This is a genomic window from Polaromonas sp. (assembly GCF_030680935.1).
GTDB lineage: Bacteria > Pseudomonadota > Gammaproteobacteria > Burkholderiales > Burkholderiaceae_C > Polaromonas.
Genome location: NZ_JAUXUP010000042.1, coordinates 16,126 through 40,434, shown reverse-complemented (window position 1 = coordinate 40,434; position 24,309 = coordinate 16,126). Strand labels below are relative to the sequence as shown.

Annotated in this window: 30 protein-coding genes; 10 read left to right on the top strand and 20 right to left on the bottom strand. The window is 60.8% G+C overall.

Annotated features, from left to right (window positions below):
• Positions 1 to 107 precede the first annotated feature (107 nt).
• The 8 genes from Q8L50_RS11095 to Q8L50_RS11060 all read left to right on the top strand — a co-directional run bounded on the left by Q8L50_RS11095 (position 108) and on the right by Q8L50_RS11060 (position 7,246).
• Entirely contained in the window at positions 108 to 545 is a 438-nt protein-coding gene (locus tag Q8L50_RS11095; RefSeq protein WP_305348732.1) for a hypothetical protein, read from the top strand.
• A gap of 107 nt (positions 546 to 652) precedes the next feature.
• Positions 653 to 811, top strand: a complete 159-nt coding sequence (locus Q8L50_RS11090) for a hypothetical protein (RefSeq protein WP_305348731.1) — start codon at positions 653 to 655, stop codon at positions 809 to 811.
• Between the two features lie 28 nt (positions 812 to 839).
• Complete coding sequence (locus Q8L50_RS11085; protein WP_305348730.1) at positions 840 to 3,203, top strand: phosphoketolase; 2,364 nt, start codon at positions 840 to 842, stop codon at positions 3,201 to 3,203.
• Between the two features lie 10 nt (positions 3,204 to 3,213).
• Positions 3,214 to 4,320 (top strand): acetate/propionate family kinase, encoded by a 1,107-nt coding sequence (locus Q8L50_RS11080; RefSeq protein WP_305348729.1) that lies wholly within the window; start codon positions 3,214 to 3,216, stop codon positions 4,318 to 4,320.
• 140 nt (positions 4,321 to 4,460) lie between these two features.
• Positions 4,461 to 4,661 carry a hypothetical protein gene (locus tag Q8L50_RS11075; RefSeq protein ID WP_305348728.1) on the top strand — a complete coding sequence of 67 codons (201 nt, stop codon included), beginning with the start codon at positions 4,461 to 4,463 and terminating at the stop codon, positions 4,659 to 4,661.
• Between the two features lie 173 nt (positions 4,662 to 4,834).
• Positions 4,835 to 5,278, top strand: a complete 444-nt coding sequence (locus Q8L50_RS11070; protein WP_305348727.1) for a hypothetical protein — start codon at positions 4,835 to 4,837, stop codon at positions 5,276 to 5,278.
• The gene (locus Q8L50_RS11065; RefSeq protein ID WP_305348726.1) at positions 5,279 to 5,929 is read left to right on the top strand and encodes a DUF6629 family protein; all 651 of its coding nucleotides are present in this window, start codon (positions 5,279 to 5,281) and stop codon (positions 5,927 to 5,929) included.
• Positions 5,930 to 5,953: 24 nt separating this feature from the next.
• A complete protein-coding gene (locus Q8L50_RS11060; RefSeq protein WP_305348725.1) occupies positions 5,954 to 7,246 on the top strand; it encodes an MFS transporter in 1,293 nt (430 codons plus the stop codon).
• A 64-nt stretch (positions 7,247 to 7,310) separates the two neighbouring features.
• Here the strand turns inward: Q8L50_RS11060 and Q8L50_RS11055 are convergent, their stop codons facing one another.
• The 5 genes from Q8L50_RS11055 to Q8L50_RS11030 form a co-directional block, all read right to left on the bottom strand.
• The gene (locus tag Q8L50_RS11055) at positions 7,311 to 7,745 is read right to left on the bottom strand and encodes a hypothetical protein (protein WP_305348724.1); all 435 of its coding nucleotides are present in this window, start codon (positions 7,743 to 7,745) and stop codon (positions 7,311 to 7,313) included.
• A 204-nt stretch (positions 7,746 to 7,949) separates the two neighbouring features.
• Positions 7,950 to 8,486 (bottom strand): copper-binding protein, encoded by a 537-nt coding sequence (locus Q8L50_RS18940; protein WP_370869789.1) that lies wholly within the window; start codon positions 8,484 to 8,486, stop codon positions 7,950 to 7,952.
• A 184-nt stretch (positions 8,487 to 8,670) separates the two neighbouring features.
• Positions 8,671 to 9,189: a cupredoxin family protein gene (locus Q8L50_RS11040; protein WP_305348723.1), complete on the bottom strand. Its 519-nt coding sequence runs from the start codon at positions 9,187 to 9,189 to the stop codon at positions 8,671 to 8,673.
• 230 nt (positions 9,190 to 9,419) lie between these two features.
• Positions 9,420 to 10,838, bottom strand: coding sequence for a heavy metal sensor histidine kinase (locus Q8L50_RS11035; RefSeq protein WP_305348722.1), 1,419 nt, complete (start codon positions 10,836 to 10,838; stop codon positions 9,420 to 9,422).
• Positions 10,835 to 11,515: a heavy metal response regulator transcription factor gene (locus tag Q8L50_RS11030; RefSeq protein WP_305348721.1), complete on the bottom strand. Its 681-nt coding sequence runs from the start codon at positions 11,513 to 11,515 to the stop codon at positions 10,835 to 10,837. Before Q8L50_RS11030 ends, Q8L50_RS11035 begins: the two co-directional genes overlap by 4 nt.
• Before the next feature lie 155 nt (positions 11,516 to 11,670).
• Between Q8L50_RS11030 and Q8L50_RS11025 the strand changes: the two genes are divergently transcribed.
• Positions 11,671 to 12,033, top strand: coding sequence for a DUF4148 domain-containing protein (locus tag Q8L50_RS11025; protein ID WP_305348720.1), 363 nt, complete (start codon positions 11,671 to 11,673; stop codon positions 12,031 to 12,033).
• Between the two features lie 401 nt (positions 12,034 to 12,434).
• On the opposite strand, the gene Q8L50_RS11020 is transcribed toward Q8L50_RS11025, so the two are convergent.
• From Q8L50_RS11020 to Q8L50_RS10975, 10 genes are all read right to left on the bottom strand, one after another.
• Positions 12,435 to 12,788 carry a copper-binding protein gene (locus tag Q8L50_RS11020; RefSeq protein ID WP_305348719.1) on the bottom strand — a complete coding sequence of 118 codons (354 nt, stop codon included), beginning with the start codon at positions 12,786 to 12,788 and terminating at the stop codon, positions 12,435 to 12,437.
• An 11-nt stretch (positions 12,789 to 12,799) separates the two neighbouring features.
• Positions 12,800 to 13,279 carry a DUF411 domain-containing protein gene (locus Q8L50_RS11015; protein ID WP_305348718.1) on the bottom strand — a complete coding sequence of 160 codons (480 nt, stop codon included), beginning with the start codon at positions 13,277 to 13,279 and terminating at the stop codon, positions 12,800 to 12,802.
• 25 nt (positions 13,280 to 13,304) lie between these two features.
• Entirely contained in the window at positions 13,305 to 13,799 is a 495-nt protein-coding gene (locus Q8L50_RS11010; protein WP_305348717.1) for a cupredoxin family protein, read from the bottom strand.
• 28 nt (positions 13,800 to 13,827) lie between these two features.
• On the bottom strand, positions 13,828 to 14,310 hold the full coding sequence (locus tag Q8L50_RS11005; RefSeq protein ID WP_305348716.1) for a Spy/CpxP family protein refolding chaperone: 483 nt from the start codon (positions 14,308 to 14,310) through the stop codon (positions 13,828 to 13,830).
• A gap of 149 nt (positions 14,311 to 14,459) precedes the next feature.
• Positions 14,460 to 15,893, bottom strand: a complete 1,434-nt coding sequence (locus Q8L50_RS11000; protein WP_305348715.1) for a multicopper oxidase family protein — start codon at positions 15,891 to 15,893, stop codon at positions 14,460 to 14,462.
• A gap of 23 nt (positions 15,894 to 15,916) precedes the next feature.
• Positions 15,917 to 17,338 (bottom strand): TolC family protein, encoded by a 1,422-nt coding sequence (locus tag Q8L50_RS10995; protein ID WP_305348714.1) that lies wholly within the window; start codon positions 17,336 to 17,338, stop codon positions 15,917 to 15,919.
• Positions 17,335 to 17,685 (bottom strand): hypothetical protein, encoded by a 351-nt coding sequence (locus tag Q8L50_RS10990; protein WP_305348713.1) that lies wholly within the window; start codon positions 17,683 to 17,685, stop codon positions 17,335 to 17,337. Before Q8L50_RS10990 ends, Q8L50_RS10995 begins: the two co-directional genes overlap by 4 nt.
• 123 nt (positions 17,686 to 17,808) lie before the next feature.
• A complete protein-coding gene (locus Q8L50_RS10985; RefSeq protein ID WP_305348712.1) occupies positions 17,809 to 18,258 on the bottom strand; it encodes a hypothetical protein in 450 nt (149 codons plus the stop codon).
• A 30-nt stretch (positions 18,259 to 18,288) separates the two neighbouring features.
• Positions 18,289 to 18,669, bottom strand: a complete 381-nt coding sequence (locus Q8L50_RS10980) for a DUF3703 domain-containing protein (protein WP_305348711.1) — start codon at positions 18,667 to 18,669, stop codon at positions 18,289 to 18,291.
• Entirely contained in the window at positions 18,666 to 19,304 is a 639-nt protein-coding gene (locus Q8L50_RS10975) for a cation transporter (protein ID WP_305348710.1), read from the bottom strand. The genes Q8L50_RS10980 and Q8L50_RS10975 overlap by 4 nt, the downstream gene beginning before the upstream one ends.
• A 69-nt stretch (positions 19,305 to 19,373) precedes the next feature.
• Here Q8L50_RS10975 and Q8L50_RS10970 point away from each other — a divergent pair, with 69 nt between their 5' ends.
• The gene (locus Q8L50_RS10970) at positions 19,374 to 19,847 is read left to right on the top strand and encodes a Cd(II)/Pb(II)-responsive transcriptional regulator (RefSeq protein WP_305348709.1); all 474 of its coding nucleotides are present in this window, start codon (positions 19,374 to 19,376) and stop codon (positions 19,845 to 19,847) included.
• A 57-nt stretch (positions 19,848 to 19,904) separates the two neighbouring features.
• On the opposite strand, the gene Q8L50_RS10965 is transcribed toward Q8L50_RS10970, so the two are convergent.
• The 5 genes from Q8L50_RS10965 to Q8L50_RS10945 all read right to left on the bottom strand — a co-directional run bounded on the left by Q8L50_RS10965 (position 19,905) and on the right by Q8L50_RS10945 (position 24,122).
• Positions 19,905 to 21,044 carry an MFS transporter gene (locus Q8L50_RS10965; protein ID WP_305348708.1) on the bottom strand — a complete coding sequence of 380 codons (1,140 nt, stop codon included), beginning with the start codon at positions 21,042 to 21,044 and terminating at the stop codon, positions 19,905 to 19,907.
• Positions 21,045 to 21,205: 161 nt separating this feature from the next.
• On the bottom strand, positions 21,206 to 21,940 hold the full coding sequence (locus Q8L50_RS10960; RefSeq protein WP_305348707.1) for an amino acid ABC transporter ATP-binding protein: 735 nt from the start codon (positions 21,938 to 21,940) through the stop codon (positions 21,206 to 21,208).
• The gene (locus Q8L50_RS10955) at positions 21,924 to 22,577 is read right to left on the bottom strand and encodes an amino acid ABC transporter permease (protein ID WP_305348706.1); all 654 of its coding nucleotides are present in this window, start codon (positions 22,575 to 22,577) and stop codon (positions 21,924 to 21,926) included. Before Q8L50_RS10955 ends, Q8L50_RS10960 begins: the two co-directional genes overlap by 17 nt.
• Positions 22,578 to 23,237: an amino acid ABC transporter permease gene (locus Q8L50_RS10950; protein ID WP_305348705.1), complete on the bottom strand. Its 660-nt coding sequence runs from the start codon at positions 23,235 to 23,237 to the stop codon at positions 22,578 to 22,580. It abuts the gene before it with no gap.
• Between the two features lie 93 nt (positions 23,238 to 23,330).
• The gene (locus Q8L50_RS10945) at positions 23,331 to 24,122 is read right to left on the bottom strand and encodes a transporter substrate-binding domain-containing protein (protein ID WP_305348704.1); all 792 of its coding nucleotides are present in this window, start codon (positions 24,120 to 24,122) and stop codon (positions 23,331 to 23,333) included.
• Positions 24,123 to 24,309 lie beyond the last annotated feature (187 nt).

Here is a 24,309-nt window from a genome sequence, read left to right as displayed (position 1 = left end):
ACGCGACGAACTGCAAGCAAAGTAGTCTGCACGCGTGTCTTGAATAGCGGGGCTCGCGTGCTACCGCCTGGTTACCGAATTTACCCACCACTGCAAAGGAGAAAGTCATGTCTTTAGTACGGAACTTCCAAAAAGTCAGAATCGGCTGGATTCTTGCGGCCACGCTCGGCGGGGTGGTTGCGCCCTTGTCGGCCCTGGCGCAAACCAGCACGGAAGCATCGGCCACGCGCTCGTCAAGTGATCGAGGGGTGACGGTCAAAGTCACGCCGAAGTGGATTGGGTCATCGGGCAACCGCTGGGAATTCAATATCGTGCTTGAAACCCACAGTGCCGACCTGAGCGACGATTTGACTCAAATTGCCACCCTGACGACCAACGATGGGCGCACCCTCAAGCCCACGGGCTGGGTGGGCGCAGGCCCCACCGGTCACCACCGTGAAGGCGTGCTGGCATTCGACGTTGCAGCGCCGCGGCCTAGTGCGGTTGAACTCAAGATCGCTCGGCCGGGCGAGTCCGCACCCCGGATATTCCGTTGGCAACTCTGATGAAGCTGTTGATGCGGTGGCGCCATCTTCCTGGTCGGCCATTGTCAATTGGGCTCTGCTCAAGCGCATCAAGCTCGGCGAGACAACCCCGGCGAAGGAGCAGCACCATGCCTGAGGCCCTTGATGCAAGGGGATCAGGCTTCGCCTGTGTGACCGATGGGGGCGACAACACGGTTGAGCACGCGCGCGTTGATCGCCACCCTGACGAGCATCTGCAGCGCATGCTGCAAGAGGCGCAGGCCATCGTGGACGTCGCCATTTCCTGAAGCCTGACATCCCATCACGGAGGCCCTGATGCCTGATCCCCTCTCACCCGACCTGCTGCACAAGATGCACGCCTACTGGCGCGCGGCCAACTACATTTCGGTCGGCCAGATCTATCTGCAGAAAAACCCCCTGCTTGAATCCCCGCTCACGCTCGACCATGTCAAGCCCCGCTTGCTGGGACATTGGGGCACGACGCCGGGGCTGAACCTGATCTATGTGCACCTGAACCGGCTGATCAAGGCGCATGACCTGAACATGATGTATGTCATAGGTCCTGGGCATGGTGGGCCGGGCATTGTGGCGCACACCTACCTGGAAGGGTCGTACACCGAGCACTATCCTGCCATCGAGCGCAACCGCAACGGGCTCGAGCGGCTGTTCCGCCAGTTTTCCTGGCCGCAAGGGATTCCCAGCCACGTTTCACCCGAGGTGCCGGGCTCGATCCATGAAGGTGGCGAGTTGGGTTATTCGTTGGCCCACGCTTACGGGGCGGCGTTCGACAACCCCGACCTCATCGTCGCCTGCGTCGTCGGTGACGGCGAGGCGGAGACCGGCGCGCTGGCCGCTAGCTGGCATTCCAACAAATTCCTGAATCCCGCGCGCGACGGCGCAGTGCTGCCGATCCTGCACCTCAACGGATTCAAGATCGCCAACCCCACGGTGCTGGCGCGCATCAGCCGGGAGGAACTGACGGACCTGATGCGCGGCTACGGCCACGAGCCCTTCTTCGTCGAGGGCGACGACCCGGCGCTGGTGCATCAGGCACTGGCCGGCGCGCTGGATGCGGTGCTGGCGCAGATCCAGCACATCCAGCGCGAGGCGCGGTCCCTGAACGCAGCACAAACCCCTGCGCGGCCCCGTTGGCCGATGATCGTCCTGCGCACACCCAAGGGTTGGACCGGGCCAAAGCTCGTCGATGGCAAACCGGTCGAAGGCAGCTGGCGCTCGCACCAGGTGCCGATCGCCGAGTTCAAGACCGCCGGGCATGTGCAGCAGCTTGAAGACTGGCTCAAGAGTTACCGCCCAGAGGAGCTGTTCGATGAGCTTGGCCGATTTCGTGACGATTTAGCTGCGCTTGCGCCAACAGGCCAGCGCCGCATGGGCTGCAACCCGCACGCCAATGGTGGGGGCTTGTTGCAGCCGCTGGCGATGCCGGCCTTTCGGGACTATGCCGTGGCGGTGCACGAGCCCGGCGGCGTGGAAGGGGAAGCAACGCGCGTCCTGGGTAAGTTCCTGCGCGACGTGATGAAGCTCAACCTGGATGCGGCCAACTTCCGCATCTTCGGCCCGGACGAAACCGCGTCGAACCGCCTGGAAGCGGTGTTCGAGGTGTCCGGCAAGGCGTGGCTGGATGGTGTGCAAACGGACGACAACCATCTCAGCGCCAACGGCCGGGTGATGGAAGTGTTAAGCGAGCACCTGTGCGAAGGCTGGCTCGAGGGCTACCTGCTCACCGGACGCCACGGCCTGTTCTCGTGCTACGAGGCTTTCATCCACATCATCGATTCGATGTTCAACCAGCACGCCAAGTGGCTGAAGGTATGCAACCAGATTCCCTGGCGCAAACCGATCGCATCGCTCAACTACCTGCTTACCTCGCATGTCTGGCGGCAGGACCACAACGGGTTTTCGCATCAGGACCCCGGCTTCATCGACCATGTGGCGAGCAAAAAAGCCGATGTCGTTCGCATTTACCTGCCGCCCGATGCCAACACCCTGCTGTCGGTGGCCGAACACTGTTTGCGCAGCCGCAATTACGTCAACCTGATCATCGCCGGCAAGCAGCCCGCGCCGCAATGGCTGGACATGGATGCGGCGGTGCGCCATTGCACGGCGGGGGTGGGCGTCTGGGACTGGGCGAGCAACGATGCGGGGCAGCCTGATGTCGTTGTGGCGTGCGCCGGCGACGTTCCGACACTGGAGGCGTTGGCCGCCGTGACCTTGCTGCGTGTTTACGTCCCTGACATCCGCATCCGCTTCGTCAATGTCGTGGACCTGATGGTGCTGCAGCCCCAGTCAGAACACCCGCATGGCCTGACAGACCACGAGTTCGATGCCCTGTTCACGACCGACAAGCCGGTAGTGTTCGCGTTCCACGGTTACCCTGCGATCATTCACAAGCTGACCTACCGGCGGCGCAATCACGACAACATTCACGTGCGCGGCTACAGGGAAGAGGGCACCACCACGACGCCATTCGACATGGTCGTGCTCAACAACCTGGACCGCTATCAGTTGGCACTGGACGCGATACGGCGTATCCCGAGGCTCGCAGACCAGGTTGAGGCGAAAACCGCCCGCTTTGATACGACCATGCAGCGTCACAGGCTCTACATCGGCGAGCATGGCGACGACATGCCGGAGGTCAAGAACTGGCGCTGGAACCCGTAAGGGAAACAACATGACTGACACTGACTCCGGCCTGCATGTTCTGGCGCTGAACAGCGGGTCTTCCTCATTGAAGTATGGTTTGTACCGTGTCGAAGCAGCAAGGACCGACACCCTGCTGTCCGGTGACGTCGAGACGCGTTCGACTCCCCCGCTCGACGCCCTCATTCGCATCAAGACCATTCTTGGTGAATCCGGAATGCCGAAACCGGGCGCCATCGGACACCGAATCGTCCATGGCGGGCCGGCGCTGCGTCAGCATTGCCTCATTGACCACTCGGTCCTCGCCAAACTGGAGCTTGCGATCGCCTTTGCGCCGCTGCACACGCCCTCGACCCTGTCTGTGATTCGCTTCGCCCAGGAAAATTTCCCCGGGATTCCTCAGGCAGCATGCTTTGACACCACCTTTCACGCCGGATTGCCTGACGTCGCTCGCGTCTTGCCGATTCCCAAGGCATTGCAATCCGAGGGCATCCAGCGCTACGGCTTCCATGGCCTCTCAATCGAATCCATCGTGCACCAGCTGGGAAGCGATCTGCCAAGGCGCGTCATCGTCGCCCACCTCGGCAACGGTGCCAGCGTCACCGCTGTAGAGAGTGGCCGATCGATCGATACCAGCATGGGCCTGACGCCGGCCGGTGGCGTCGTCATGGGGACGCGCAGCGGCGATCTTGACCCTGGCGTTCTGGTTTACCTGATGCGTGAAAAGAACTACGACGCGGCAATGGTGGAAGCTCTGGTCAACCGGCAGTCCGGGCTGATGGGGATTTCTGGCACGGACAGCGACATGCGGCGACTCCATCAGGATGCCTCGACAAACGCTGATGCACGACTTGCGATCGACATGTTCTGCTATTCCTTGCGCAAGCAGATCGCCGCCATGATTGCCGTGCTTGACGGTGTCGACCTGGTTGTCTTCACCGGCGGCATTGGCGAGCACGACGCGACCGTTCGCGCTGCGATCTGCGTCGGCTTGTCCTGGATCGGCATCAGCCTGGACGACGCCCGGAACCGTTCCACAAGCAATCCGATCAACGATTCTGCATCGCGCTGTGAAGTCCTGGTTCTGACCTCACAGGAAGATGAACAGATCGCCCGCCACACCCGGGCATTGATCTGAAACGTCCTGGCTGACCGTGGCAAACGGGAGGCGCTGCGTTTGACATGGATCAAGCAAGGGGCGCTTTCGGCCTCGTCGATACGCCCGGATCCATGGACACTGTCAATGGATCCGATGAATTCACTCTTACTTGGAAAATCATGAAACACTTGATGACATGGGCGGCTGGCACGGTGCCGCTTTTGAATTCCAACCCCTCCTTCGCGCAAGGCGGGACGATGATGAATGGCGATTGGTGGGGCGGCGGCTGGATGGGCGGATACGGTGGGTTCTGGATGGCGGGCGTGATGATTGCGGTTGTCGCCATAGTCGTCTGGGCCATTCTGCAGAACAAGAAGTAACGGGGTCGCGGGCTCATGGACTACGTCGCCCAAACAAAAAAATCATTCGCACAGGCCTCGAAAAATCTGGGGTCGGCCGTGATTCGTCACGGCTTCGGAGTCCTGCACGTGCACGACCACGGTGCCACGCTTCGCAGCGAGGGGATTGGCGTGAGCTCTTGAAAGCCGCGCGCATGCGCTTGCAGCTGTCCGGCAGGGTTTTCGCCGTCTGCGGACTCTGGCTGGCGGCGTTGGGCGTCTATTTCCTGCTCCTGCGTCCGGCCCTGCTGCCCGAAGACCCCCGCTTCATGGGTGCTTCTATTGAAACACTCCGGGCTGCAGCGCCCGGCCTGGAGCGCTGGCTCGGCCATGTGTTCAACGTGATGGGTGGATTCATGATTGCCACTGGTTCGCTGACCACATTGGTGGCATGCCGCTACCTGGCAATCCGGGCGCGGGGGACATTGACTGCACTGGTCGCGACGGGTACCGCCAGTGTGGGACTCATGAGTGCCACGAACTTCATGTTGCATTCGGACTTTCGCTGGTTGCTGCTGGTGCCTGCGCTGCTGTGGCTGATGGGGGTGGTGTGTTACCTGCGGGAGGGGGCTCCTGAATCGACGACCGGAGTGAACTGAATGTGTTTCTCGGCCACCGCCAGTTTTTCTGCTGGCGTCATGCTGGTGGGATTGGGTACGCTGACCCTTCGCGCGGTACGCCGCCCACGGGAGTTGCTGCTTGGCGCCATCCCCCTGTTGTTTGGTATCCAGCAATTGATCGAAGGCGTGATCTGGCTGACATTCAACTATGAGGCGCCCTTGCTCAACGCAGTGATGACGCATCTTTACTCGTTCTTTTCTCACGTACTGTGGCCGGTCTGGGTGCCGCTGGCAGTTCTGCTGATCGAGCCATCAGAGTGGCGCCGGAAAGCCCTGACCTTGTTTGTTGCCGGCGGTGTTGCCGTGGGGGCTTATCTGATGTACGCCCTGCTGGCTTTTCCCATCGTCTCGCGACCGACTGGCCAGCACATTGAGTATGTTGCACCGCATTTCTTTGCAGCGACGGTAATGAGTCTGTACTTGCTGTCGACCACCGTCAGCCCTGTTCTTTCTACGTACCGAACCGTGAAAGTCTTCGGCGTGCTGGCGCTTCTGTCATTTGGCGCAGCGTACTATTTTTATGCAGCATGGTTCATTTCGGTGTGGTGTTTTTTTGCAGCTATCCTGAGTGGCATCATCTATTTTCGCCTTGTACAGCGGCGCCTTACCCGCGAGGAAGTGAACTGGTGATATCTGCGCCGCGCACGTTGAACCATGAGCCGCCCCACCGCCCTTGATGTATCGCGGGTGGAGCCTGCGGACCTGCGGCCCGCGCAATTGGCGTGGCTGGCGGCTGCGGTATTTGTTGTCTCGGCTGGCTACGGGGCATTGCTGCCACTGCTGCCGGGTTGGCTGACTTCGATCATCCCCATCGCCTCCGGCCCGGAAGTAGCTCGCCATGTCGGCTTCCTCAGCGGCGTGTATGCTGCAGGCGTGCTGATTGGAGCCCCCTTGTGGGGAATCGTTTCAGATCGCACCGGGCGAAGTCAAATACTCATCGTCGGGTTTATTGGATACGTTGCAAGCCTTCTTCTTCTGCTTGTTCCGGCTTTTTCCGGTTTGTGGGGCCTATACGCGCTGCGTGGCATGACCGGTTTTTTTGTGGCGGCGGTTGTTCCCGTGGTTTCAGCACTTGTTGCGGAAAATACGCCCGACCAGCATCGCGCACGACGTTTCGCGTGGCTAGGCGCGGTGTCGCTTCTTGGATTCCTGTTCGGGCCTGCACTGAACGTTGTGGCTGATGTTGTTGCGCGATGGACAGGTGAGGGGCTTATTTCTTCAGCGCGGGCAGTGATTGTTCTGTCTGCGCTGTCAGGCGCGGTCATGATGGTGGGGCTGAACCGAACTCTGCCTGCACCTGGTACTGCTGCTGCTCGTGCACCTGCACGTACTGACGCGGGGCCTGCAGCCCCCAGCGGAGCCCGCCTCGTGTCGATGTGGTGGGTCAGCGGTACAGTGATGTTTGTACTCGCGGGTTTTGAATTGGGCATTGTTCTGCAGGGGCAGCAGCAGGCAGTGCTGTCGGCTCGCCAGGCCGCGATGATGCTGGCAGAGTGCAGCCTCGTGATGCTAGCCATTAACGCAATTCTTTTCTTCACGGGGCTGCTTGAGAAGGTTCCGTCGCGCACCTTGCTAGCCGCTGGGATCATTCTTGCTGTGGCAGGATTGGCCGTATTGACCATACATCGGTCCGCCGTCTGGATGTACCTGGGCGTCAGTTTGACAGCTGCCGGGACCGGTCTCATTTTGCCGGTCGTTGCTTACCTGGCCGCTGGCGCTTCATTCAACAAGCTGGGTGCCACCATGGGCGGTCTGGCCGCAGCCGCTGGCTTTGGACAGACGCTTGGCTCAGCCTTTGGCGGATGGCTTTTCGGTAGCTTCGCACAGGGCGGTTTTGGATGGCTGGGTATTTCGTTGGTCGTTCTGTTGGGTTTCCTGTGGGCACGGCGCGACTGGTGTGCAGACTTTCCCCGCCGCACCCCTCAGCCACCGCGTTCGGCCTGCTAAAACAGCCCCCCATTTGTCGTTGAGAGTGGCGAACGCTCTTTTGGAAGGCCGGCGGGGAGGGGATTCAAGCGCGCTGCTGCCTCGCAAGCCACCAGCCAGTCATCCTGAAAATGATGGGCGGGAGTATCAGCATCTGCAGGACGGGGACAACACCAATGCCCAGGCCCGGCAGCAGCGGCATGCTGGCTGTGTAGCTCCAGCGATTGAGGCCATAAAAGCCCACCCATTCCACCATCACCGCAACGCTGAACCCGGTCATCAGCATCAGCACGTATGCGGCCCATCCCGGTTGGTCCGTCCAGTCTGATCGGCCTCGGACGGCCCAACCAACGCCGAAAATCAGCATGACGATAAGCCCGTCCCCAAGGCTGGGAATGATGCAGTGCAACGCAAACTCGAACCAGCTCCCCTCCTCAACATACAGTGGCATTTGAGCCACTTCCCAGGGAAAATTGAGCAGCACAGCTATCACAAACAGCGCGGCCAGTCTGGGAAGCATTTTGCCGGTGTGAGCTGGTTTTGCCATGCTGAAGCGTAACCCGGTTTTCAACTGCGGCGAATGGCGCAGATGACAGGGCACCGTCAGATGCTTGAATCAAGGCTGAACGTGGGCATGCTGTAGGTGACAGCCTACATTGCATGGCGGCCACCCAGTGCGCGAAGCTGCACGGTGCGCATCGCAAAAGGGTTGCGGTATCCCCAGTTACTTGGCAGGCTGGATGTCCGTCACCACGATAGCGCCGCCGGCTTTTTCGGCCTTGAAGCGAATTTTGTCGCCCGGTTTTGCTTTGGCGAGCAGCTCGGGATCCTTGGCCTGAAACACCATGGTCATACCAGGCATGTCGAGGTTTTTGATCTCACCATGCTTGATTGTGACTTTGCCGTTGGCCACGTCAACCTTGCGAATTTCACCTTCGGTCATCTCCGGGGCTGACTCGGCGGTTTCCTTCTTCGTCGCGGAAACTGGCGCCATGACGCCGGTTGGCTGGGTGGTCGAAAGACCCGTCTGTGCAACGACCAGAGGCAAAGCTGCCTGCATATCCGTCACCACGATGGCGCCACCAGCCTTCTCCGCTTTGAAGCGGACACTGTCGCCTACCTTGACATTCTTCAGCAGGGCAGCTTCCTTGACTTGAAACACCATGGTCATACCAGGCATGTCAAGGTTCTTGATCTCGCCATGCTTGATCGTGATTTTGTTGTTGGCGAGGTCAATCTTTCTGATTTCACCGACAGCCATGTCGGATGAAGCCGATGGTGCGCCGGCCGCTTTGACATTGCCGGTGGCTGTAGGCGCGCCCGAATGAGAGGCGGCCTGCGCATTGCCAGCCAGCATGGCGGCGAAGATCAGCAGAGTATGGAGAGGTTTCATGATTAGTCCTTGAAGATTCAAAAAAGTTGCATCGGTGGCCAGCAGGGCTGACTCAGTGTTTGTGCTCGGGAGTTGATGTTTTTTTGGTGACCGTACGATCTGAGGCGACGTTGACCAAGCCTTTCATGCCGGCGTCGTAGTGGCCGGGTTGCAGGCAGGCGAAATCGATTTTTCCTGATTTCGTAAACTGCCAAATGATTTCGCCGCTCTTTCCGGGAGCCACCGAGATCATGTTTTCATCGGCATGTTCCATCTCCGGATTTTTCTTCATTACTTCGTAGTGCTCTTTGAGCTCCCTGGCGGTACCCAGCACCATTTCGTGCTTGACCTTGCCCGAGTTCTGAACGACGAAACGAATGGTCTCGCCTTGCTTCACTGCAATGTCGGCCGATGTGAAACGCATGTTGTCCGTCATGTCAACTTTGATGGTCCGGCTCACATTGGCTGCCTTCCCGGGTTTGCCGATAGCACTTCCTTCATGACCGCCTGTATGGGTGCCCGACGCGAAACTTGCTGCCGAGGCAGCGCCGAGGAAGAGGGCCAAAGTGAGTGTGCGAAGACGATAGGTCATAGCGATTCCTGAAAGAAGAGGAGCTGGTTTGGCTCTCGGAACATCAAGGCCTGGGTAAATCGATACCCGGGGTCTTTGCGACGCATACTCTGCATCACGGTCATGACTTTACAAAACAGGCCCCCACATCGCGATGACCTGAAGATTACAAATTTGTTATCCGCAGACAGGTCATCAGGTGGGTCATGAACCGCTGACACGCCAAATATGTGAAAACTGACGTAGATGACTCATTCCGCCATTTTGGGGAACGTCAGCGTGAATGTCGTTTCGCCCCCCACTGAACTGTGCGCCTTCACCTGCCCGCTGTGGGTCGCCATGATGGAGCGCACAATGGCCAGCCCCAGCCCTGTACCACCATCAAGGCGTGCTCGCCCGGAGTCAATACGATAGAAGCGGTCAAAAATCCGCTCCAGATGTTCTGGTGCAATGGTGTCGCCGTGGTTGGTCACTGCAAGCGTCACCTGCTCCCCTTCTTCGTCGATTGCAAGATGTATCGTCGATTGGATCGTGGCATGACGTATTGCATTCGACAGTAAATTGGTGATCGCACGCTGCACCAGGTTGCGATCTGCCGTCACTGTGGCCGTGCCGGTCACTTTGACGCTCACACCGCGTTCTTCTGCGATCAGCGACAGATAGTCTGCGATCCGTAACGATTCATCAACAAGCTTCACCCGTTCGTGGTGTAACGGGTCCTGATGGTGGTCTGCGCGCGCAATGAAGAGCATCTCGGAGATCAGTCGCGACAATCGCTCGAGCTCTTCAATGTTGCCTTCGAGTACCTCTTGTAACTCGGCACCGGTGCGCGGAAGAGACAGCGCCACCTGCGTTCTACCCATGAGCGTGGCAATCGGGGTGCGCATCTCATGCGCAAGCTCACCAGAGAACTCTTGCAAGCGCTGGTAGCCTGCATCGATACGCCCCATCATGCCGTTGAATTCTTCTGCGAGTTCGTACAGTTCGGTGGGCAGGCCGGCGGAAGATATTCGGTGACTGAGGGATTGCACGCTGGTGGCTGCGGCCAGTCGGTGAAACCGCCGCAAAGGCGCCAGGCTGGTACGCGCCATGAGCCAGGCGCCGAACGCGACAATCATCAACAAAAGGGGCCAGCCGACCAGTGTGGTCTGGATGAACCCTTTCAGTAGCCGACGATCATGGCGGCGATCGAGCGACAGGAAATACCGCACCGCCGTCCCGTTGCCTAGCGTGCTGCTACCCTGAATAGCGCCTAGCCGCTCTCCTGAGGCCGCCACCCATGGTTGGACTGGCGTCGAAACGGGCGGAGTAGCGGTCAGCGAAGACACGGATTGCTGAGCGAGTAGCGAAAAACTTGCCACGCTTTGACCGCTGGCGGGGTCGACCAACGCCAGATGCAGATCGTCGTGACCTATCAGTAAATCGCCAAAGCGGTGTTTGTTCGCATTGACTTCTTCCAGGGAGGGAATTTCGGACAGAACATGAACCAGCAGATCACGTTTGCCCAGCAACTCGGTTTCAGACCGCGCATCCAGCTGATGCGAAAGGGCGTAGAACCCGATCACGATGGCAGTCCCTGTCACAAGAAAGCCGAAGAAGGCACTGGCCAGCGCAATGCTGGCCGCCAGGGAATTTCCAGCCCAGAAGCGGAAGCGCCGACCGGGTGTCACAGTGCGCCTCGTCGCTCCAGGACATAACCCACGCCGCGCACGGTATGGATCAGCTTCTGTTCAAAAGGGTCATCGATTTTGGCGCGCAGCCGCCGTATCGCTACTTCCACCACGTTGGTGTCCGAGTCGAAATGAATATCCCAGACCAGGGAGGCAATCTGCGTTCTAGACAGGACCTCTCCGGTTTTCTGGGCCAGAAGGGTCAACAGGGCGAACTCCTTCGCCGACAGGTCAATGCGCTGGCCGGCGCGGGTCGCGCGGTGGCGTACCGAATCGATTTCCAGATCGGCCGTGCGTAGCACCTGCTCCACGGCGGCGGGTTGACCACGCTTGAGGATGGCCTTGACGCGCCCCAGCAACTCAGGAAGCTGAAACGGCTTGACCAGGTAGTCGTCAGCGCCGAGGTGGAAGCCGCGCACCTTGTCGTCTGTGTCTCCACGCGCAGTGAGCATAAGTACCGGCAGCTCCCGGGAGCTGCGCAATGCCGAAAGAACGGTAAAGCCGTCTATGCCCGGCAGCATGGCATCCAGGATGACGAGGTCATGGTCACCAGTAACAGCCGCGTGCAGGCCGTCTGTGCCATTGTGGGCAACTTCGACCGCATAACCGTTTTCGCTCAGACCTTTGCGCAGGTAGTCGGCGGCCTTGGGTTCATCTTCAATCACCAGAATTTTCAAAACAAGCCTCGATTGAAATAACGCATTTGTAATCTGCGGGTCAGGGCGTTGTCGCACCCGGACATCTACATTGAAAACCGTGATGCAGCGCTTGCATCGCAGTGGCCTCAAAGGTTGGGGCCACACCCTGCAATCGATCCTAAAGGAGTTTGATCATGTCGTTTCGTAAAACCGTATTTGTCCTCGCACTGGTAAGTGCATCCATTCCGGCCGCTTTTGCCAACGGTGGCAGTACCTGGGTGGGCGGCGAGGCGGGCTTTGACAGTCACCGCGTTCAAAGTAACAAAAGCCGCGCAGTTGTTCAAAAAGAATTTGAAACCTTTCGCGCAAACCGCCTGACCTCTGACGGCGGTACGCTGGTCGGTGGCGAAGCCGGCTACATCCGTGCCCAGCACAGCTATGCCTTTCAGGAGGGCAAGCTGGTTCATACGGACACCATCGCCCATAACACGCCCAAGCCATCTTTGGCCATGACAAATGCGGAGCGTCAACTGTTCCGGGAACAGTACATCAACTGAGGAAGCAGATGCGGCTGGGCCGGCTGAGTATCAGTCGGCCTCTTTTGGGTCTGTCGATCAGGCTGCCAGCCAGGGAAGCGCTGGACTGTCCTGGCGGATGGGCGGCCGCCGGATGGGGATGGGATGCAAGGCAAATTTCGCAACTCATAGCTGGCTATTAGCAAGAAATTCAACGCAGCATACCGCCCGAGCCCGGCTGATCGCACGCCGCAGGGTACTTGTTGCGCGCTTCCCTCAAGAGCTGGCCGCGGTGCCCCACCCCTGATGGATGCCTCTCTGAGGCGGCTGGCTTGCTCGGTCATCGTGGCGCGAGGGTTTCAGGCGACGGTGAGCGCCAACCGTAGCGAATCAGGAGTCTGCGCGGGCAGGTCGTTGCGATCTTCCTCTGGTTCCTCTGGTCTTTACTTCGCGGGCTGAATGTCTGTCACCACAAAAGCCGTGCCATCTTTCTCGGCCTTGAAGCGGACCTTGTCGCCGACCTTGACCTTGCCCAGCAGGGCGGGGTCTTTGGCCTGAAACACCATGGTCATGCCGGGCATGTCCAGGTTCTTGATCTCGCCGTGCTTGATGGTGATTTTTTTGTTGTCCACATCGACCTTGCGGATTTCGCCGTCGGCCATGTCGGTGGCGGCTTTCATGGCAGTGTCTTTTTTGGCGTCGCCGGCCATGGGTGCACCGGCATGTGAGGCCGCGTGGGCAGAAGCTGCGCCCGCTAGCAGGGCAGAGGCAAGCAGGAAGGCATTGAGTTTTTTCATGAAAATTTCCTTCAGGAGCGGGTGGGGGAGGAACGGGGATAAGACTGATAAACGCGCGAGCTGCCATCCTCGAGGACAAGCAGCACCTTGTAGGCATCTGCACGTCCGCCGTAAAGCGGCGCGTCCATGCCGGGCGAACCCACTGGCATGCCGGGGACGGCCAGACCGATGGCTTTTGGTTTTTCTTTCAACAAGCGCTGAATTTCGCGCGCGGGCACGTGCCCTTCGAGGGCATAGCCACCGACTGTTGCGGTATGGCAGGAGCCCATCTTTTCCGGAATGCGCAGACGGGTACGGGCCGCAGTGTTGCCGCTGTCGTTGACTTTGACGTCAAAACCGTTGGCTTCCATATGAACGACCCAGTCCTTGCAGCAGCCGCAGTTCGGGTCTTTCCAGACTTCGACCTGTGGGCGGGTTTGGGCCAATGCCCACGGGGCGATAGTCGCTGCCGCAAGGCCTGCAAGGGTCTGAAGAGCATGGCGTCTTTGCATGAGGTTTCCTTTCCTGGGGTTTTTGTTAGCGGGCAGTGACCTTGATCTTGCCGATCATGCCAGCCTGGTAGTGGCCGGCAATCAGGCAGGCAAAGTCAAAATTGCCGGGTTTGTTGAAGGTCCAGATGATCTCGGCGGTCTTGCCCGGTGCAACGTGCGCCATGTAGGGCGCGTCATGCTCCATGCCAGGAAACTTGATCATCAGCGCCGCATGTTCGTCGTTTTCTTTTTTGGTGCCGATCACCATTTCATGCATGACCTTCCCCGTGTTTTTGATGACGAAGCGGATGGTCTCACCCTGCTTGACAGCGAGATCGCCAGGGGTGAAACGCATGTCGTCGCTCATCCCGACGGTGATGGTCCGCTGGACGGCTTTGGCATCTCCCGCAATGCCCCATTCCTTTTGCTCTTTCTTGACGGCCACGGCCTTTTTGGCGTGGGCATCGTCACCGTGAGCGAAGGCGAAAGTGCTGGCGCCAGCAATCAGCATGGCGAGGAGGGCGGAGGTCAATGTTTTCATGGATATCTTCTTTTAGCTGGGTTGATGTTCAGTGCGTGTGGGACAAGGGCTTGACAACGGGGGCGGAGCCGACGGTGTAGCCACGCAACTCGGCGTAGCGCTTGATCTGCTGCGGGCTCAGCAGCGCGGTCTGCTGCAAGTGGGTCTGAAGATGGCTGGCGCGCAAAGCGGCCTGCAGCTCTGCGATGCGCTGGGTGTGGCCTTTCAGACTGGCGGTGTCGATCTGGCGCGTCATGAAAGCCTGATCCAGCGCGCGTTCGGCTTCCACCAACTCGGCGCCCAGGCGGCGCGCATCGGCCCTGTGCCGCTCCATCAGCGTCTGCGTCGCGAGTTGCTGGGCCGGACTCAGGGCCAGGGCTTGGGCCAGCTCCAGCGTGTGCATGGGGCCGGGGTAACCATTGAGCTCGGCCGCTTTGGCAAGCTCCATGCCTTTGCCAGCCAGCAGGTCCTGCGTCTGCGCTTCGGACAGAGCCTTGATGCTGCGGCTCTGTTGGCCAGCGTAAGCGCTCACCGGCGGCGGGTTGACAGTGGGCGTGCCGTGTATTTGCCCATTTCCGTGGGTATGCTGCGCAAAACTGGCGGTAGTTCCTGTCAATACTGCGCAAGCAGCTATTGATTTGATAGTGTTTTGGATTTTCATTGGGTGTCTTTCAATGGCATTCAGTGCTTCATACCGCCCATGCTGCCCTTGCCACCCATCACGGGTTTGCGGACCTGGACTTCAACGTCCTTCATCGGCATGTTCTGCGCTTTCATCGTTTGCCCGCCCTCGGCAGCAAAACGTGCCGGATTCGGCAGTGCGCCCGTCCATTCATAGGCGATTTCGCCGGGCGGGTGTTTGTACCAACCCGGGTCCTTGTAGTCGCCGGCTTTCTGGTTCTTGCGCACCTTGACCATCGAGAACATGCCGCCCATTTCGACCGAGCCGAACGGGCCTTCGCCCGTCATCATCTTGGCGGTGTTGTCGGGCAGGGGCATATCCATCTCGGCCATGTCGGCCATGCCGCGCTCACCCATCACCATGTAGTCGGGGATCACGTTGGTGATGTCCTTGACTATCTTGCGGTGGTCCACACCAATCAGCGTCGGCACATCGTGGCCCATCGCGTTCATGGTGTGGTGGCTTTTGTGGCAATGAAAAGCCCAGTCGCCTTCCTCGTCGGCCAGAAACTCGATCTGCCGCATCTGGCCCACTGCCACGTCGGTGGTCACTTCATACCAGCGCGTGGATTTAGGGGTCGGTCCGCCGTCGGTGCCTGTGACCAGAAACTCATGCCCGTGCAGATGTATCGGATGGTTGGTCATGGTCAGATTGCCCATGCGTATGCGCACCTTGTCGTTCTTGCGCACCACCAGCGGGTCGATGCCGGGGAAGACCCGGCTGTTCCAGCTCCAGATATTGAAGTCCAGCATGGTCATGATCTTGGGGGTGTAGGCGCCGGGGTCAATGTCATAGGCATTGAGCAGAAAGACAAAGTCGCGGTCCACCTCGTCGATCAGCGGGTGTTTGGCTTTGGGGTGGGTGATCCAGAAGCCCATCATGCCCATGGCCATCTGCGTCATCTCGTCCGCATGCGGGTGGTACATGAAGGTGCCGGGGCGCCGTGCCACAAACTCGTAGACAAAGGTTTTGCCCACGGGAATGGCAGGTTGGTTCAGACCCGCCACACCATCCATGCCATTGGGCAGGCGCTGACCATGCCAGTGAATACTGGTGTGTTCTGGCAGCTTGTTGGTGACAAAAATACGCACACGGTCACCCTCCACCACCTCGATGGTGGGGCCAGGCGACTGGCCGTTGTAGCCCCACAGGTGGGCCTTGAAGCCAGGCGACATTTCGCGCACCACCGGCTCGGCCACCAGGTGAAACTCCTTGACTCCCTGGTTCATGCGCCAGGGCAGGGTCCAGCCGTTGAGGGTGACCACCGGGTTGTAAGGGCGGCCGGTGTTGGGCACCAGCGGTGCCACGGTGTCGGGCTTGGTCTGGATCATGGGTTCAGGCAGGGCCGCCATCGCCACCCGGCTGACCGCCGCAGCCGCAACGGCTGTCGTGATGGCGCCCGCGCCTGCAAGAAAGTTTCTTCTGTTGTTCATGTGTAATCCGTTTAAATCTTGTTTCAGTGGCCGGCTTCGGCGGCAGCAGCGCCGCCCGCCAAAGACATGGCGCCCATCGTTGTGGGTTTGCCGGTCATCGAGGCGGCCAGCGCCGCGTCGGCCAGCCAGAACTGCTGGTAGGCACTGATGGCGGCCTGCACACTGGAGATCTGGTCGCGGGTATCGGCCAGCAACTCGAACACGCCGATCAACATGCCGTTGTAGCGCAGCACGTTTTCTTCGGCCATGGTTTTGCGCAGCGGCACAATTTCGTCGCGGTAATGCCGTGCCACGTCGTAAGCCGTGCGGTAGGCCGAATAACTTTCGCGCAGCTGGGACGAGGCGCCGCGCACTGTGCTTTCGTAACGGTTGGCCGCCGCCAGCGATTGCGCGTTCATGCTGTCGCGCTGGGCCGAGCCCCAGTCGAAAATCGGCAAGCGAATGCCCAGCTCGTAACCTCTGGCCGTTGTTTTGTGACCCTGCGCATTGTTCTCAAACGTGGTGTTGCGGATGATGCCCAGCTCCACATCAACCAGGCTGTTGAGCAGGTTCAGGCCCTGTGACTTGCCCGCCACATCCAGCTGGTTGCGCGCCATTTGCACGTCCAGGCGTTGCTGCAGGGCGGTGGCGTTCACCACGCTTGCCGGATGTGCCTCTTTTGGCAGGTCGGGCAGCCGCTCCGGAAGTTTCAGTTGCGCCGACTGTTCGGTGGTCAAGCCCAGCAACCGGACCAACTCCTCGCGCGCTGCGGTGCTTGCGTGCTGGCTGGAGGCCAGTCGGGCCGCGCTGTCGGCATAAAACGATTGCTGCCGGGCGCGCTGCAGTTTGTTGAAGTTGCCGACCTGGTACATGCGTTTGGCCAGCTCGGCACTGGCTTGTGCGGCCGCGTTGATTTGTTCGGCGTATTGCAGGGTCTGCTGGGCCGCCACGGCCCGCACCCAGGCCTGGCGCACCTGGGTGACGTGCTCGACCACGTTGGCGCTGAGTTGCACCTTGGTTTGCGCTGTCTGCCCGCGCGATATTTCCATGCGCCGGGGCAGCGTGAGCAGATCCAGCAGACCAAACGACAACATCCGGCCGATATCGAGCTCGTTGCCGGATCGAACGCGTTCAAATGTGAAGATCGGATTGGCGATACGGCCCAACTGGTTGGCCGACGCCTGATCGGCCCAGCTTTGCGCCAGCAGGGTTTGCACCGCAGGGCTGTTGGCCAGTGCCAGTTGCACTGCATCGTCCTGGCTCAGCGGTTTGGCCAGCAGCTCGCCGCTCAATTTGCTGCGCGCTTGTTGCTGCTGGTCTGTACGACTCAGTTCGAGTTTGCCCTGCGTGAAGGTGGCGGTGCCGTTGTTGGTGTCTTGCACAGACTGGTCAAAGTTGACCGAAGCGCAACCGGCCAACACGAGTGTGGCCGCAGCCACAGTGCCCAGTCGAAATATCTTGTTCATGGTTTGACCTGTACCGGTTTGGTTTGCCCGGCGCGCGGGTCAGCTGGTTTGGCCACAGCGGGTCCGCTGTCACCCGCAGGCTGTTGAGCTTCTTTGGCGTAAGCGCGCCAACCGCCTATGCGGCCAGTGACATCGTTGGCTTCTTTCCAGCTGATGATTTTTTCGTCGGTGTAGGGCTGGTAGCCCTCGAACGCGGAGCGAAATTCAGGGGCTGAAGAAGTGGCTGCAGACGCCGGGGTTGCCGCCGGACTGGGCGAGGGCTGTGTTTGCCCCTGCGCGTAGGCTCCGGGCCACATGGCGAGCGCAGCCAGCAGCGCCAACAGTTTTGAAATAGAACGTAAGTTCACGAAAATCTCCTGAAAACAAGCGGGGCGATGGTGGGCATCGCGGTATCCGGGCATCACGGGCTGATGCGGGCGGTCAAAAAAACCGCGCCGGAGGCAAGTACAGGCCCAGTTGGGGCCTGGATATCAGGAGATCGGTGGTTTCTGACCGAGCGCGGCGACGGCGCTGGCAAATTGGGCTGCGGGCGAACGCGGCAGCGCGGGTGGGATGGAGAGGGCGGTGACGCTGCTCACCAATGGCGACAGGGCAACCGCGTGGCAGGCCTGGCAGGCGGCGCAGGATTCACAATGCCCGGCGGCTTCCTGGCCCAAGGGGTCGTAAGCCTGTCCCGCTGCGTGCCCTGCGCAATCGGGAGAACTCGCCGCCTGATGAGGCAGAGACTCTGCCGCTGGCCCTGCCGTTTGATGGTCAAAATGGCCTTCGGCCCTTGTCTCATGAGCAGGGGTAGCTATTATTTCAGTAGCAAAAGAAACTTGCTGCAAATGGCCCATGGCCATGCCAGTGGCCATCGCGTCGCCCACCCAGCCGCGCAGAAGCAGCAGGAAGATCATGGCAATGAACAGGGGACGGCGCATGGATGAATGATACGGCGAAGTTGTGAAAGTTCAATAAGAAGGGGTTTGAGTGGCGGCGGCGGCATGCCTGATCAGCTCGCTCAAGCGCGCGTCAACCGGCATGGGGGCAAACGCGCTGACGTGGGCGCGGCCGGGGTTGCCAGCGGGAAGACGCTGCAGCAGGTGACCCAGCGGAACCAAAGCCAGACGCAGCAATTGCCCCGCCGCTTCGCCCAGATCTCCGGTTTGCAGCGCAAAACGCAGCATCGCTGCGTGCGAGGTCCAGTGCAGGGCCAGGTCCTGCTGGCCCAGGACGTGTGCGGCTTCAAGGTAGGCCCAGCGCCCGGCGGATTCAGCCGAGGCTGTTGCATGGAAGCTGCGCACCAGCTGCATGAAAACCTGCCGCCGCTGTTCGGGCGTGTAGCTGTTCATGCCGATGCCCGTGATAAACGGCTGGCCCGCAGTTCACGCCGCGCCTGCTGCATCACCGACCAGCCGCCCCAGATCGCCAGGCTGCCCATCACCGCTGCCACGGCGAGGTCGGGCCAGGCGCTACCGGTGCCAAACACGCCCAGCGCGGCCAGCATCACGGCCAGATTGCCAATGGCGTCGTTGCGCGAGCACAGCCAGACGCTGCGCATGTTGGCATCGCCTTCGCGGTATGCGTACAGCAGGGTCGCGACCAGCACATTGGCCACAAGGGCCAGCAGTCCGATGGCCCCCATGGTCAGGGCTTCAGGTGCACCGCCTTGAGTGGCAGCCCACCCAGCGCGGGCCAGCACAAATAAGCCGAAGACCAGCATGCTGGCCGATTTGAGCAGCGCCGCCCGCGAGCGCCAGGCCAGGCCCATGGAGAGCACCGCCAGGCTCACGCCGTAGTTGGCGGCGTCGCCAAAAAAGTCGATGGCATCGGCCAGCAGCGACACCGAGCCGGAGCGCAGGCCCGCCGCGATCTCGATGGCAAACATCGCGAGGTTGACGACCAGCGCGATCCAGAGGATCTTGCGGTAACGCGGGCTGTTGGCCTGGGCGGCGGTGGCGTCGTGGTCGCAGCAGTGGGCAGACATGGAAGGTTTCTCCAAAAATTCAGGTTGATGGCATGATTGGAAACCTTCAAGTCACTTCAAGGTCAAGCGATGCCGGTTTCAAGTCCATCCCCGCCACAGGGTTATCAGATCGGCGAGGCCGCACGGCAAAGCGGCGTCAGCCCTGCCAACATACGGTTTTATGAGAAAGAAAAGCTGCTCAGCCCTTATGGCAGAAGCGTGAGCAGCTATCGTTTATATAGCGACGGTGATGTGCATCAACTGCGCTTCATCCGTCTGTGCCGCGCCATGGACATGTCGCTGGACGAGGTACGCCACCTGCTTGGGCTGGACCTGAACAACAAGACCGATTGCGCGGCGGCGCGTGAGGCGCTGGATGGCCACCTCGGTCATGTACGCGAGCGCCTGGGTGAGCTGAAGGCGCTGGAAAAGGACTTGAAGGCCTTGCGCAACCGCTGCGATGGCAGCGATGCGCATTGCCACATCATCGAAGCGCTGCACGAACTGGCCGATGCCCAGGCCGCTGCCCCGCCGACAGCGGTACTGACAAAGCGACACGTCTGACTTTGTGCCGCCCTTGCTGCACCGCACCAGCCCAGTCAGCGCTTTGGTGCCATGAATTCAGGATCTCGGCTTCGGCCGCTCAAACGCCAGTGTGACCAACGCCAGCAGGCCAAACGGCACGCCGACCCAGCTCAGCTGGGACAGGTCCAGCTGGCCGATCAGCGAGCCGCCGATCACCGCGCCCAGCGCGGTGCCCAGGTAGAGCATCGAGCCATTCAGGCTCAGCAGCAAGGGCGCCTGCACCGGCGACAGGCCGGCCAGCAAGCTCTGCTGGGGCGCCATCATGCCGAAGCCGGCGATGCCCCAGAGCACCAGCGTGACCAGGGTGGCTGGCGGGTGACCGCGCGTCAGCGGCAGGATCAACATCATGGCAATCAGCAGCACCAGCTGCGCGCGCATGCTGCGAATCGGGCCGAAGCGGTCGTTGGCCCAGCCGCCCGACAGCGTGCCGGCTACGCCCGCCAGGCCGAACACCGCCAGCGTGATTGACAGCTGGGTCGATGTCATCGGGTTGAGTGCCTGCAACACCGGCCCGACATAGGCAAACACGCTGAAGATGGCGATGAAATACAGCAACGTGCGCAGCCACACGCGCAACACGGCGCCCTGGCGCGCCACCGCACCAAAGCCTGCAAAGCTGGCACCGGCGCTGGCCATGTTGGCCGGCACCCACCAGCTGGCGGCCACCAGCATGACGCCGCTGGCGCCTGCTGACAGCCATACCGGCACGCGCCAGCCATATTCAAACCCCAGCCAGGCGCCGACCGGCACGCCGACGGCATAACTGATGCTCATGCCCAGAAAGGTGATCGACAAGGCCCGGCCGCGCAAGGCCGGGGCGACCAGGCTGACAGCCAGGGCCGAGGCCGCCGCAGAAAACATGGCGCCCGCACCCATCAGGATGCGCCCCAGCAGCAGCACCGTGAGGTTGCCAGAGAGCGCGCACACCACACAACCCGCGCCGAAAAGTATCAGCGCCAGCTGTATCGCGCGTTTGCGCGGCCAACGCGCGGTGAGGATGATCAGCAGGGGCGCCAGAACCGCGGTGGCAAGTGCATAGGCCGTCATCGCCTGCCCGGCCGCAGCCACGCTGATGTGCAGGGATTCGCTGATCGGCACAAGAATGCCGCCGATGACAAAAGCGCCGCTGCCGATCACGAGGTTGCACAGGGCGAAGAGGTAGAGGACGGGCGGCATGGGGTGGGTTTACACAATCAAATCAGGCACCAGCCCAGTGGACATATGCGCAAGCGGATATCAAAATGAGCGCGCCTGGCGAGTCGATGGCGGGTGTTGGCAGGCGCGCTGCCCTGATTGTGCACGGACGGCGCGGCGCGCCGGGGCTGGTCGGCCCGCGCTTACTGGATCATGCCGAGAAACTGCTTGAGCTCTGGCGTCTGCGGGTTTGAAAAAACCTCGTCAGGCGCGCCGATTTCATGCACCCGGCCCTGGTGCATGAAGACGACCCGGTCACAGACCTTGCGGGCAAAGTTCATCTCGTGGGTGACCATCAGCAGCGTCATGCCCTCCGCCGCCAGGCTTTCCACCACCTGCAGCACCTCGCCAACCAGCTCAGGGTCCAGCGCCGAGGTGATCTCGTCGCACAGCAGCACCGAGGGCTGCATGGCGAGCGCGCGTGCAATCGCCACCCGCTGTTGCTGCCCGCCGGAGAGCTGATCTGGCATGGCGTCAAATTTTTCGGACAGGCCCACCCGGTCCAGCAGCTTGCCAGCCAGCTGTTTGACAGTGGCCTGGTCTGTCTTCTTTACCAGGGTAGGCGCCAGCATGATGTTGCGGCCTACGGTGAGGTGTGGGAACAGGTTGAAGCTTTGAAAGATCATGCCTACGTGCTGGCGCAGCTCGCGCATGGCGGCCGGGTTGTTGTGCAGCAGGGGCTTGCCGTCCACACTGAGGGCGCCGTCCTGGAAAGTCTCCAGGCCGTTGATGCAGCGAAGCAGCGTGCTCTTGCCCGAGCCGCTCTTGCCAATGATGGCGATCACTTCGCCGCTTTGCACCGTCAGGTCGATGCCCTTGAGTACCTCGTTGGTCCCGAACGACTTGCGCAGGGCCGTGATTTCAACGACGGGCTTCATTGATTTTTCTCTCCAGTTTCTTGGCGTACCAGCTGATCGGGTAGCACAGCCCGAAATAAAGCAGCGCCACGCAGCTGTACACCACAAAGGGCTTGAAGGTGGCATTGGTGATCATGGTGCCGGCCTTGGTGAGCTCGATGAAGCCGATCACCGATGCCAGCGCCGTGCCCTTGATCACCTGCACCAGAAAACCCACAGTCGGTGGGATGGCGATCCGGGTGGCTTGCGGCAGCACGACATGACGCAGCTGCTCGCCGAAATTCATGGCCAGGCTTTGCGCCGCTTCCCACTGGCCGCGGGGAATGGAAGCCACGCAGCCGCGCCAGATTTCAGCCAGGAACGCGCTGGTGTAAAGCGTCAGCGCCAGCGCCGCCGCCACCCAGGGCGAGGTGTTGATGCCGAACAGGGCGATGCCGAAGTACGCCAGGAACAATTGCATCAGCAGCGGTGTGCCCTGGAACAGCGCCACGTAGGCGGCGACGAAGCGTTCAGCCCATACCGATTTGGTCAAGCGCGCGATCAGCAGCGTCATGCCCACGATGCCACCGCCAATGAATGCGATGAGCGACAACACAACCGTCCAGCGCGCAGCCAGCAGCAGGTTGCGGAAGATGTCCCAGGCAGAGAACTCAACCATTTAGCGGCCAAAAAGAAATCTGGGCCCCAGCCAGTTCATCAGCCTGCGCAGCGCCATGGATAACACCAGGTAGATGGCGGTGGCGATGATGAAGGCCTCGAAGGCGCGAAAATTACGGCTCTGGATCAGGTTGGCGGCGTAGCTCAGTTCTTCTGTTGATATCTGGCCGCAGACAGCGGAGCCCAGCATCACGATGATGATCTGGCTGACCAGAGCCGGCCACACTTTGCGCAGCGCCGGGGGCAGCACCACGCGGATGAAAATTTGCGCGCGTGTCAGCGCCAGACTCAGGGCCGCCTCCACCTGACCGCGCGGCGTGGCCTCGATGCCCGCGCGGATGATCTCGGTGGCGTAGGCGCCCAGGTTCACCACCATGGCGATGATGGATGCCGTCTCGGGCGAAAGCTTCACGCCCGCAGCTGGCAGGCCGAAGAAGATGAAAAACAGTTGCACGATGAAAGGTGTGTTGCGGATCAGTTCCACATACACGCCCACGAGCCACTTTAGCCACATCGGCCCCTGCGAGCGTGCCCAGGCGCAGCCGACTCCCAGCGCGACGCCGATGACGGCCGAGACAGCCGTCAGGCCCACGGTCCAGGCCACACCCTTGGCGAGCAGGGGCCACTGGGCCAGGACGATGGGGAAGTCGAAGGAGATCATCTTCTTGTGTGGGCTGTCATGCCGGACGCGGTCCGGCATCCGTGCCGGCGCGCCGGCCTAGAGCCCAGGTCAAGCAAGGAAGGACAGATCTTGTCAGTTCAGCGGCAGGTCACCCGCCGGGCGGCCGAGCCACTTCATCGCCATCTTGTCAATGTCGCCGCTTTTCTTGGCATCGGCCAGGATGTCATTGATCTTCAGGCGCATTTTGTCCTCGCCCTTGCCGACGCCGATGAAGTTCGGAGAATCTTTCAGCACGAACTTGTATTCGGTGCCCAACTGCGGGCTCCTGGCCATCAGGTTGCCGGCCACTTGCGCGCTGGTGGCCACCAGCTGCGTCTGGCCCGCGGCAAAGGCAGAGATGGTGGAGTTGTTGTCCTCGAAGCGGCGCAGCTCTGTGCTTGGCGGTGCCACCTTGGTCAGCTCGGCATCATCGACCGAGCCGCGGGTGACGGAGATCGACTTGCCCGCCAGGTCGGCGGGTGACTTCACCACAATTGTCTTAGGGCCGAACACGGCGATAAAGAAGGGCGAGTAGGCAATGGTGAAGTCAATCACCTTTTCGCGGTCGGGGTTCTTGCCCAGGGTGGAGATCACCAGGTCGGCCTTTTTGGTCTGCAGGTAGGCGATGCGGTTGGCGGTGGTGACGGGCAGCAGTTCCACTTTCACGCCCAGCTTGGCGGCGATGTAGTTGGCCATGTCGATGTCCAGGCCCTGGGGCTTGAGATCGGTACCGACGAAGCCGTAGGGCGGGAAGTCGGTAGGGATGGCAATCTTGATTTCCTTTGCCTTCATCACGTCGTCGAGTGCGGTTTGCGCCTGCACGGCGCTGGCGGTGAGCAGGGCGGCGGCCAGGCCCAGGGTGAAGGTGCGTTTGCTGATGTTCATAAAACTTTTCCAGGTTGTGTGGATGTCTTTGTTCGCCATTGGCGCGGACGGGGGTGCAAAGCTTTTACGCAAGTCCTGTGCCTTGCCGTTGTGCGGGCAATCTATCGCGCAATGCCACCAGCGCTAGCCGCGCCATGGGCACACTATGGTGTGCACCAATCTGGAGCTCCCGTGAGGTGACGGTGCG

What these genes read in the sequence shown, in the direction of transcription:
- Q8L50_RS10950 (WP_305348705.1), bottom strand. Translation starts at nt 23,237, where the DNA reads ATGATCTCCTTCGACTTCCCCATCGTCCTGGCCCAGTGGCCCCTGCTC.
- Q8L50_RS10970 (WP_305348709.1), top strand. Translation starts at nt 19,374, where the DNA reads ATGCCGGTTTCAAGTCCATCCCCGCCACAGGGTTATCAGATCGGCGAG.
- Q8L50_RS11075 (WP_305348728.1), top strand. Translation starts at nt 4,461, where the DNA reads ATGAAACACTTGATGACATGGGCGGCTGGCACGGTGCCGCTTTTGAAT.
- Q8L50_RS18940 (WP_370869789.1), bottom strand. Translation starts at nt 8,486, where the DNA reads ATGGCTGTCGGTGAAATCAGAAAGATTGACCTCGCCAACAACAAAATC.
- Q8L50_RS10995 (WP_305348714.1), bottom strand. Translation starts at nt 17,338, where the DNA reads ATGAACAAGATATTTCGACTGGGCACTGTGGCTGCGGCCACACTCGTG.
- Q8L50_RS11060 (WP_305348725.1), top strand. Translation starts at nt 5,954, where the DNA reads ATGAGCCGCCCCACCGCCCTTGATGTATCGCGGGTGGAGCCTGCGGAC.
- Q8L50_RS11085 (WP_305348730.1), top strand. Translation starts at nt 840, where the DNA reads ATGCCTGATCCCCTCTCACCCGACCTGCTGCACAAGATGCACGCCTAC.
- Q8L50_RS11070 (WP_305348727.1), top strand. Translation starts at nt 4,835, where the DNA reads ATGCGCTTGCAGCTGTCCGGCAGGGTTTTCGCCGTCTGCGGACTCTGG.
- Q8L50_RS11095 (WP_305348732.1), top strand. Translation starts at nt 108, where the DNA reads ATGTCTTTAGTACGGAACTTCCAAAAAGTCAGAATCGGCTGGATTCTT.
- Q8L50_RS10945 (WP_305348704.1), bottom strand. Translation starts at nt 24,122, where the DNA reads ATGAACATCAGCAAACGCACCTTCACCCTGGGCCTGGCCGCCGCCCTG.
- Q8L50_RS11025 (WP_305348720.1), top strand. Translation starts at nt 11,671, where the DNA reads ATGTCGTTTCGTAAAACCGTATTTGTCCTCGCACTGGTAAGTGCATCC.
- Q8L50_RS11080 (WP_305348729.1), top strand. Translation starts at nt 3,214, where the DNA reads ATGACTGACACTGACTCCGGCCTGCATGTTCTGGCGCTGAACAGCGGG.
- Q8L50_RS11010 (WP_305348717.1), bottom strand. Translation starts at nt 13,799, where the DNA reads ATGAAAACATTGACCTCCGCCCTCCTCGCCATGCTGATTGCTGGCGCC.
- Q8L50_RS11000 (WP_305348715.1), bottom strand. Translation starts at nt 15,893, where the DNA reads ATGAACAACAGAAGAAACTTTCTTGCAGGCGCGGGCGCCATCACGACA.
- Q8L50_RS11015 (WP_305348718.1), bottom strand. Translation starts at nt 13,279, where the DNA reads ATGCAAAGACGCCATGCTCTTCAGACCCTTGCAGGCCTTGCGGCAGCG.
- Q8L50_RS11040 (WP_305348723.1), bottom strand. Translation starts at nt 9,189, where the DNA reads ATGACCTATCGTCTTCGCACACTCACTTTGGCCCTCTTCCTCGGCGCT.
- Q8L50_RS11020 (WP_305348719.1), bottom strand. Translation starts at nt 12,788, where the DNA reads ATGAAAAAACTCAATGCCTTCCTGCTTGCCTCTGCCCTGCTAGCGGGC.
- Q8L50_RS11055 (WP_305348724.1), bottom strand. Translation starts at nt 7,745, where the DNA reads ATGCTTCCCAGACTGGCCGCGCTGTTTGTGATAGCTGTGCTGCTCAAT.
- Q8L50_RS10975 (WP_305348710.1), bottom strand. Translation starts at nt 19,304, where the DNA reads ATGTCTGCCCACTGCTGCGACCACGACGCCACCGCCGCCCAGGCCAAC.
- Q8L50_RS10955 (WP_305348706.1), bottom strand. Translation starts at nt 22,577, where the DNA reads ATGGTTGAGTTCTCTGCCTGGGACATCTTCCGCAACCTGCTGCTGGCT.
- Q8L50_RS11090 (WP_305348731.1), top strand. Translation starts at nt 653, where the DNA reads ATGCCTGAGGCCCTTGATGCAAGGGGATCAGGCTTCGCCTGTGTGACC.
- Q8L50_RS10960 (WP_305348707.1), bottom strand. Translation starts at nt 21,940, where the DNA reads ATGAAGCCCGTCGTTGAAATCACGGCCCTGCGCAAGTCGTTCGGGACC.
- Q8L50_RS10985 (WP_305348712.1), bottom strand. Translation starts at nt 18,258, where the DNA reads ATGCGCCGTCCCCTGTTCATTGCCATGATCTTCCTGCTGCTTCTGCGC.
- Q8L50_RS10980 (WP_305348711.1), bottom strand. Translation starts at nt 18,669, where the DNA reads ATGAACAGCTACACGCCCGAACAGCGGCGGCAGGTTTTCATGCAGCTG.
- Q8L50_RS10965 (WP_305348708.1), bottom strand. Translation starts at nt 21,044, where the DNA reads ATGCCGCCCGTCCTCTACCTCTTCGCCCTGTGCAACCTCGTGATCGGC.
- Q8L50_RS11065 (WP_305348726.1), top strand. Translation starts at nt 5,279, where the DNA reads ATGTGTTTCTCGGCCACCGCCAGTTTTTCTGCTGGCGTCATGCTGGTG.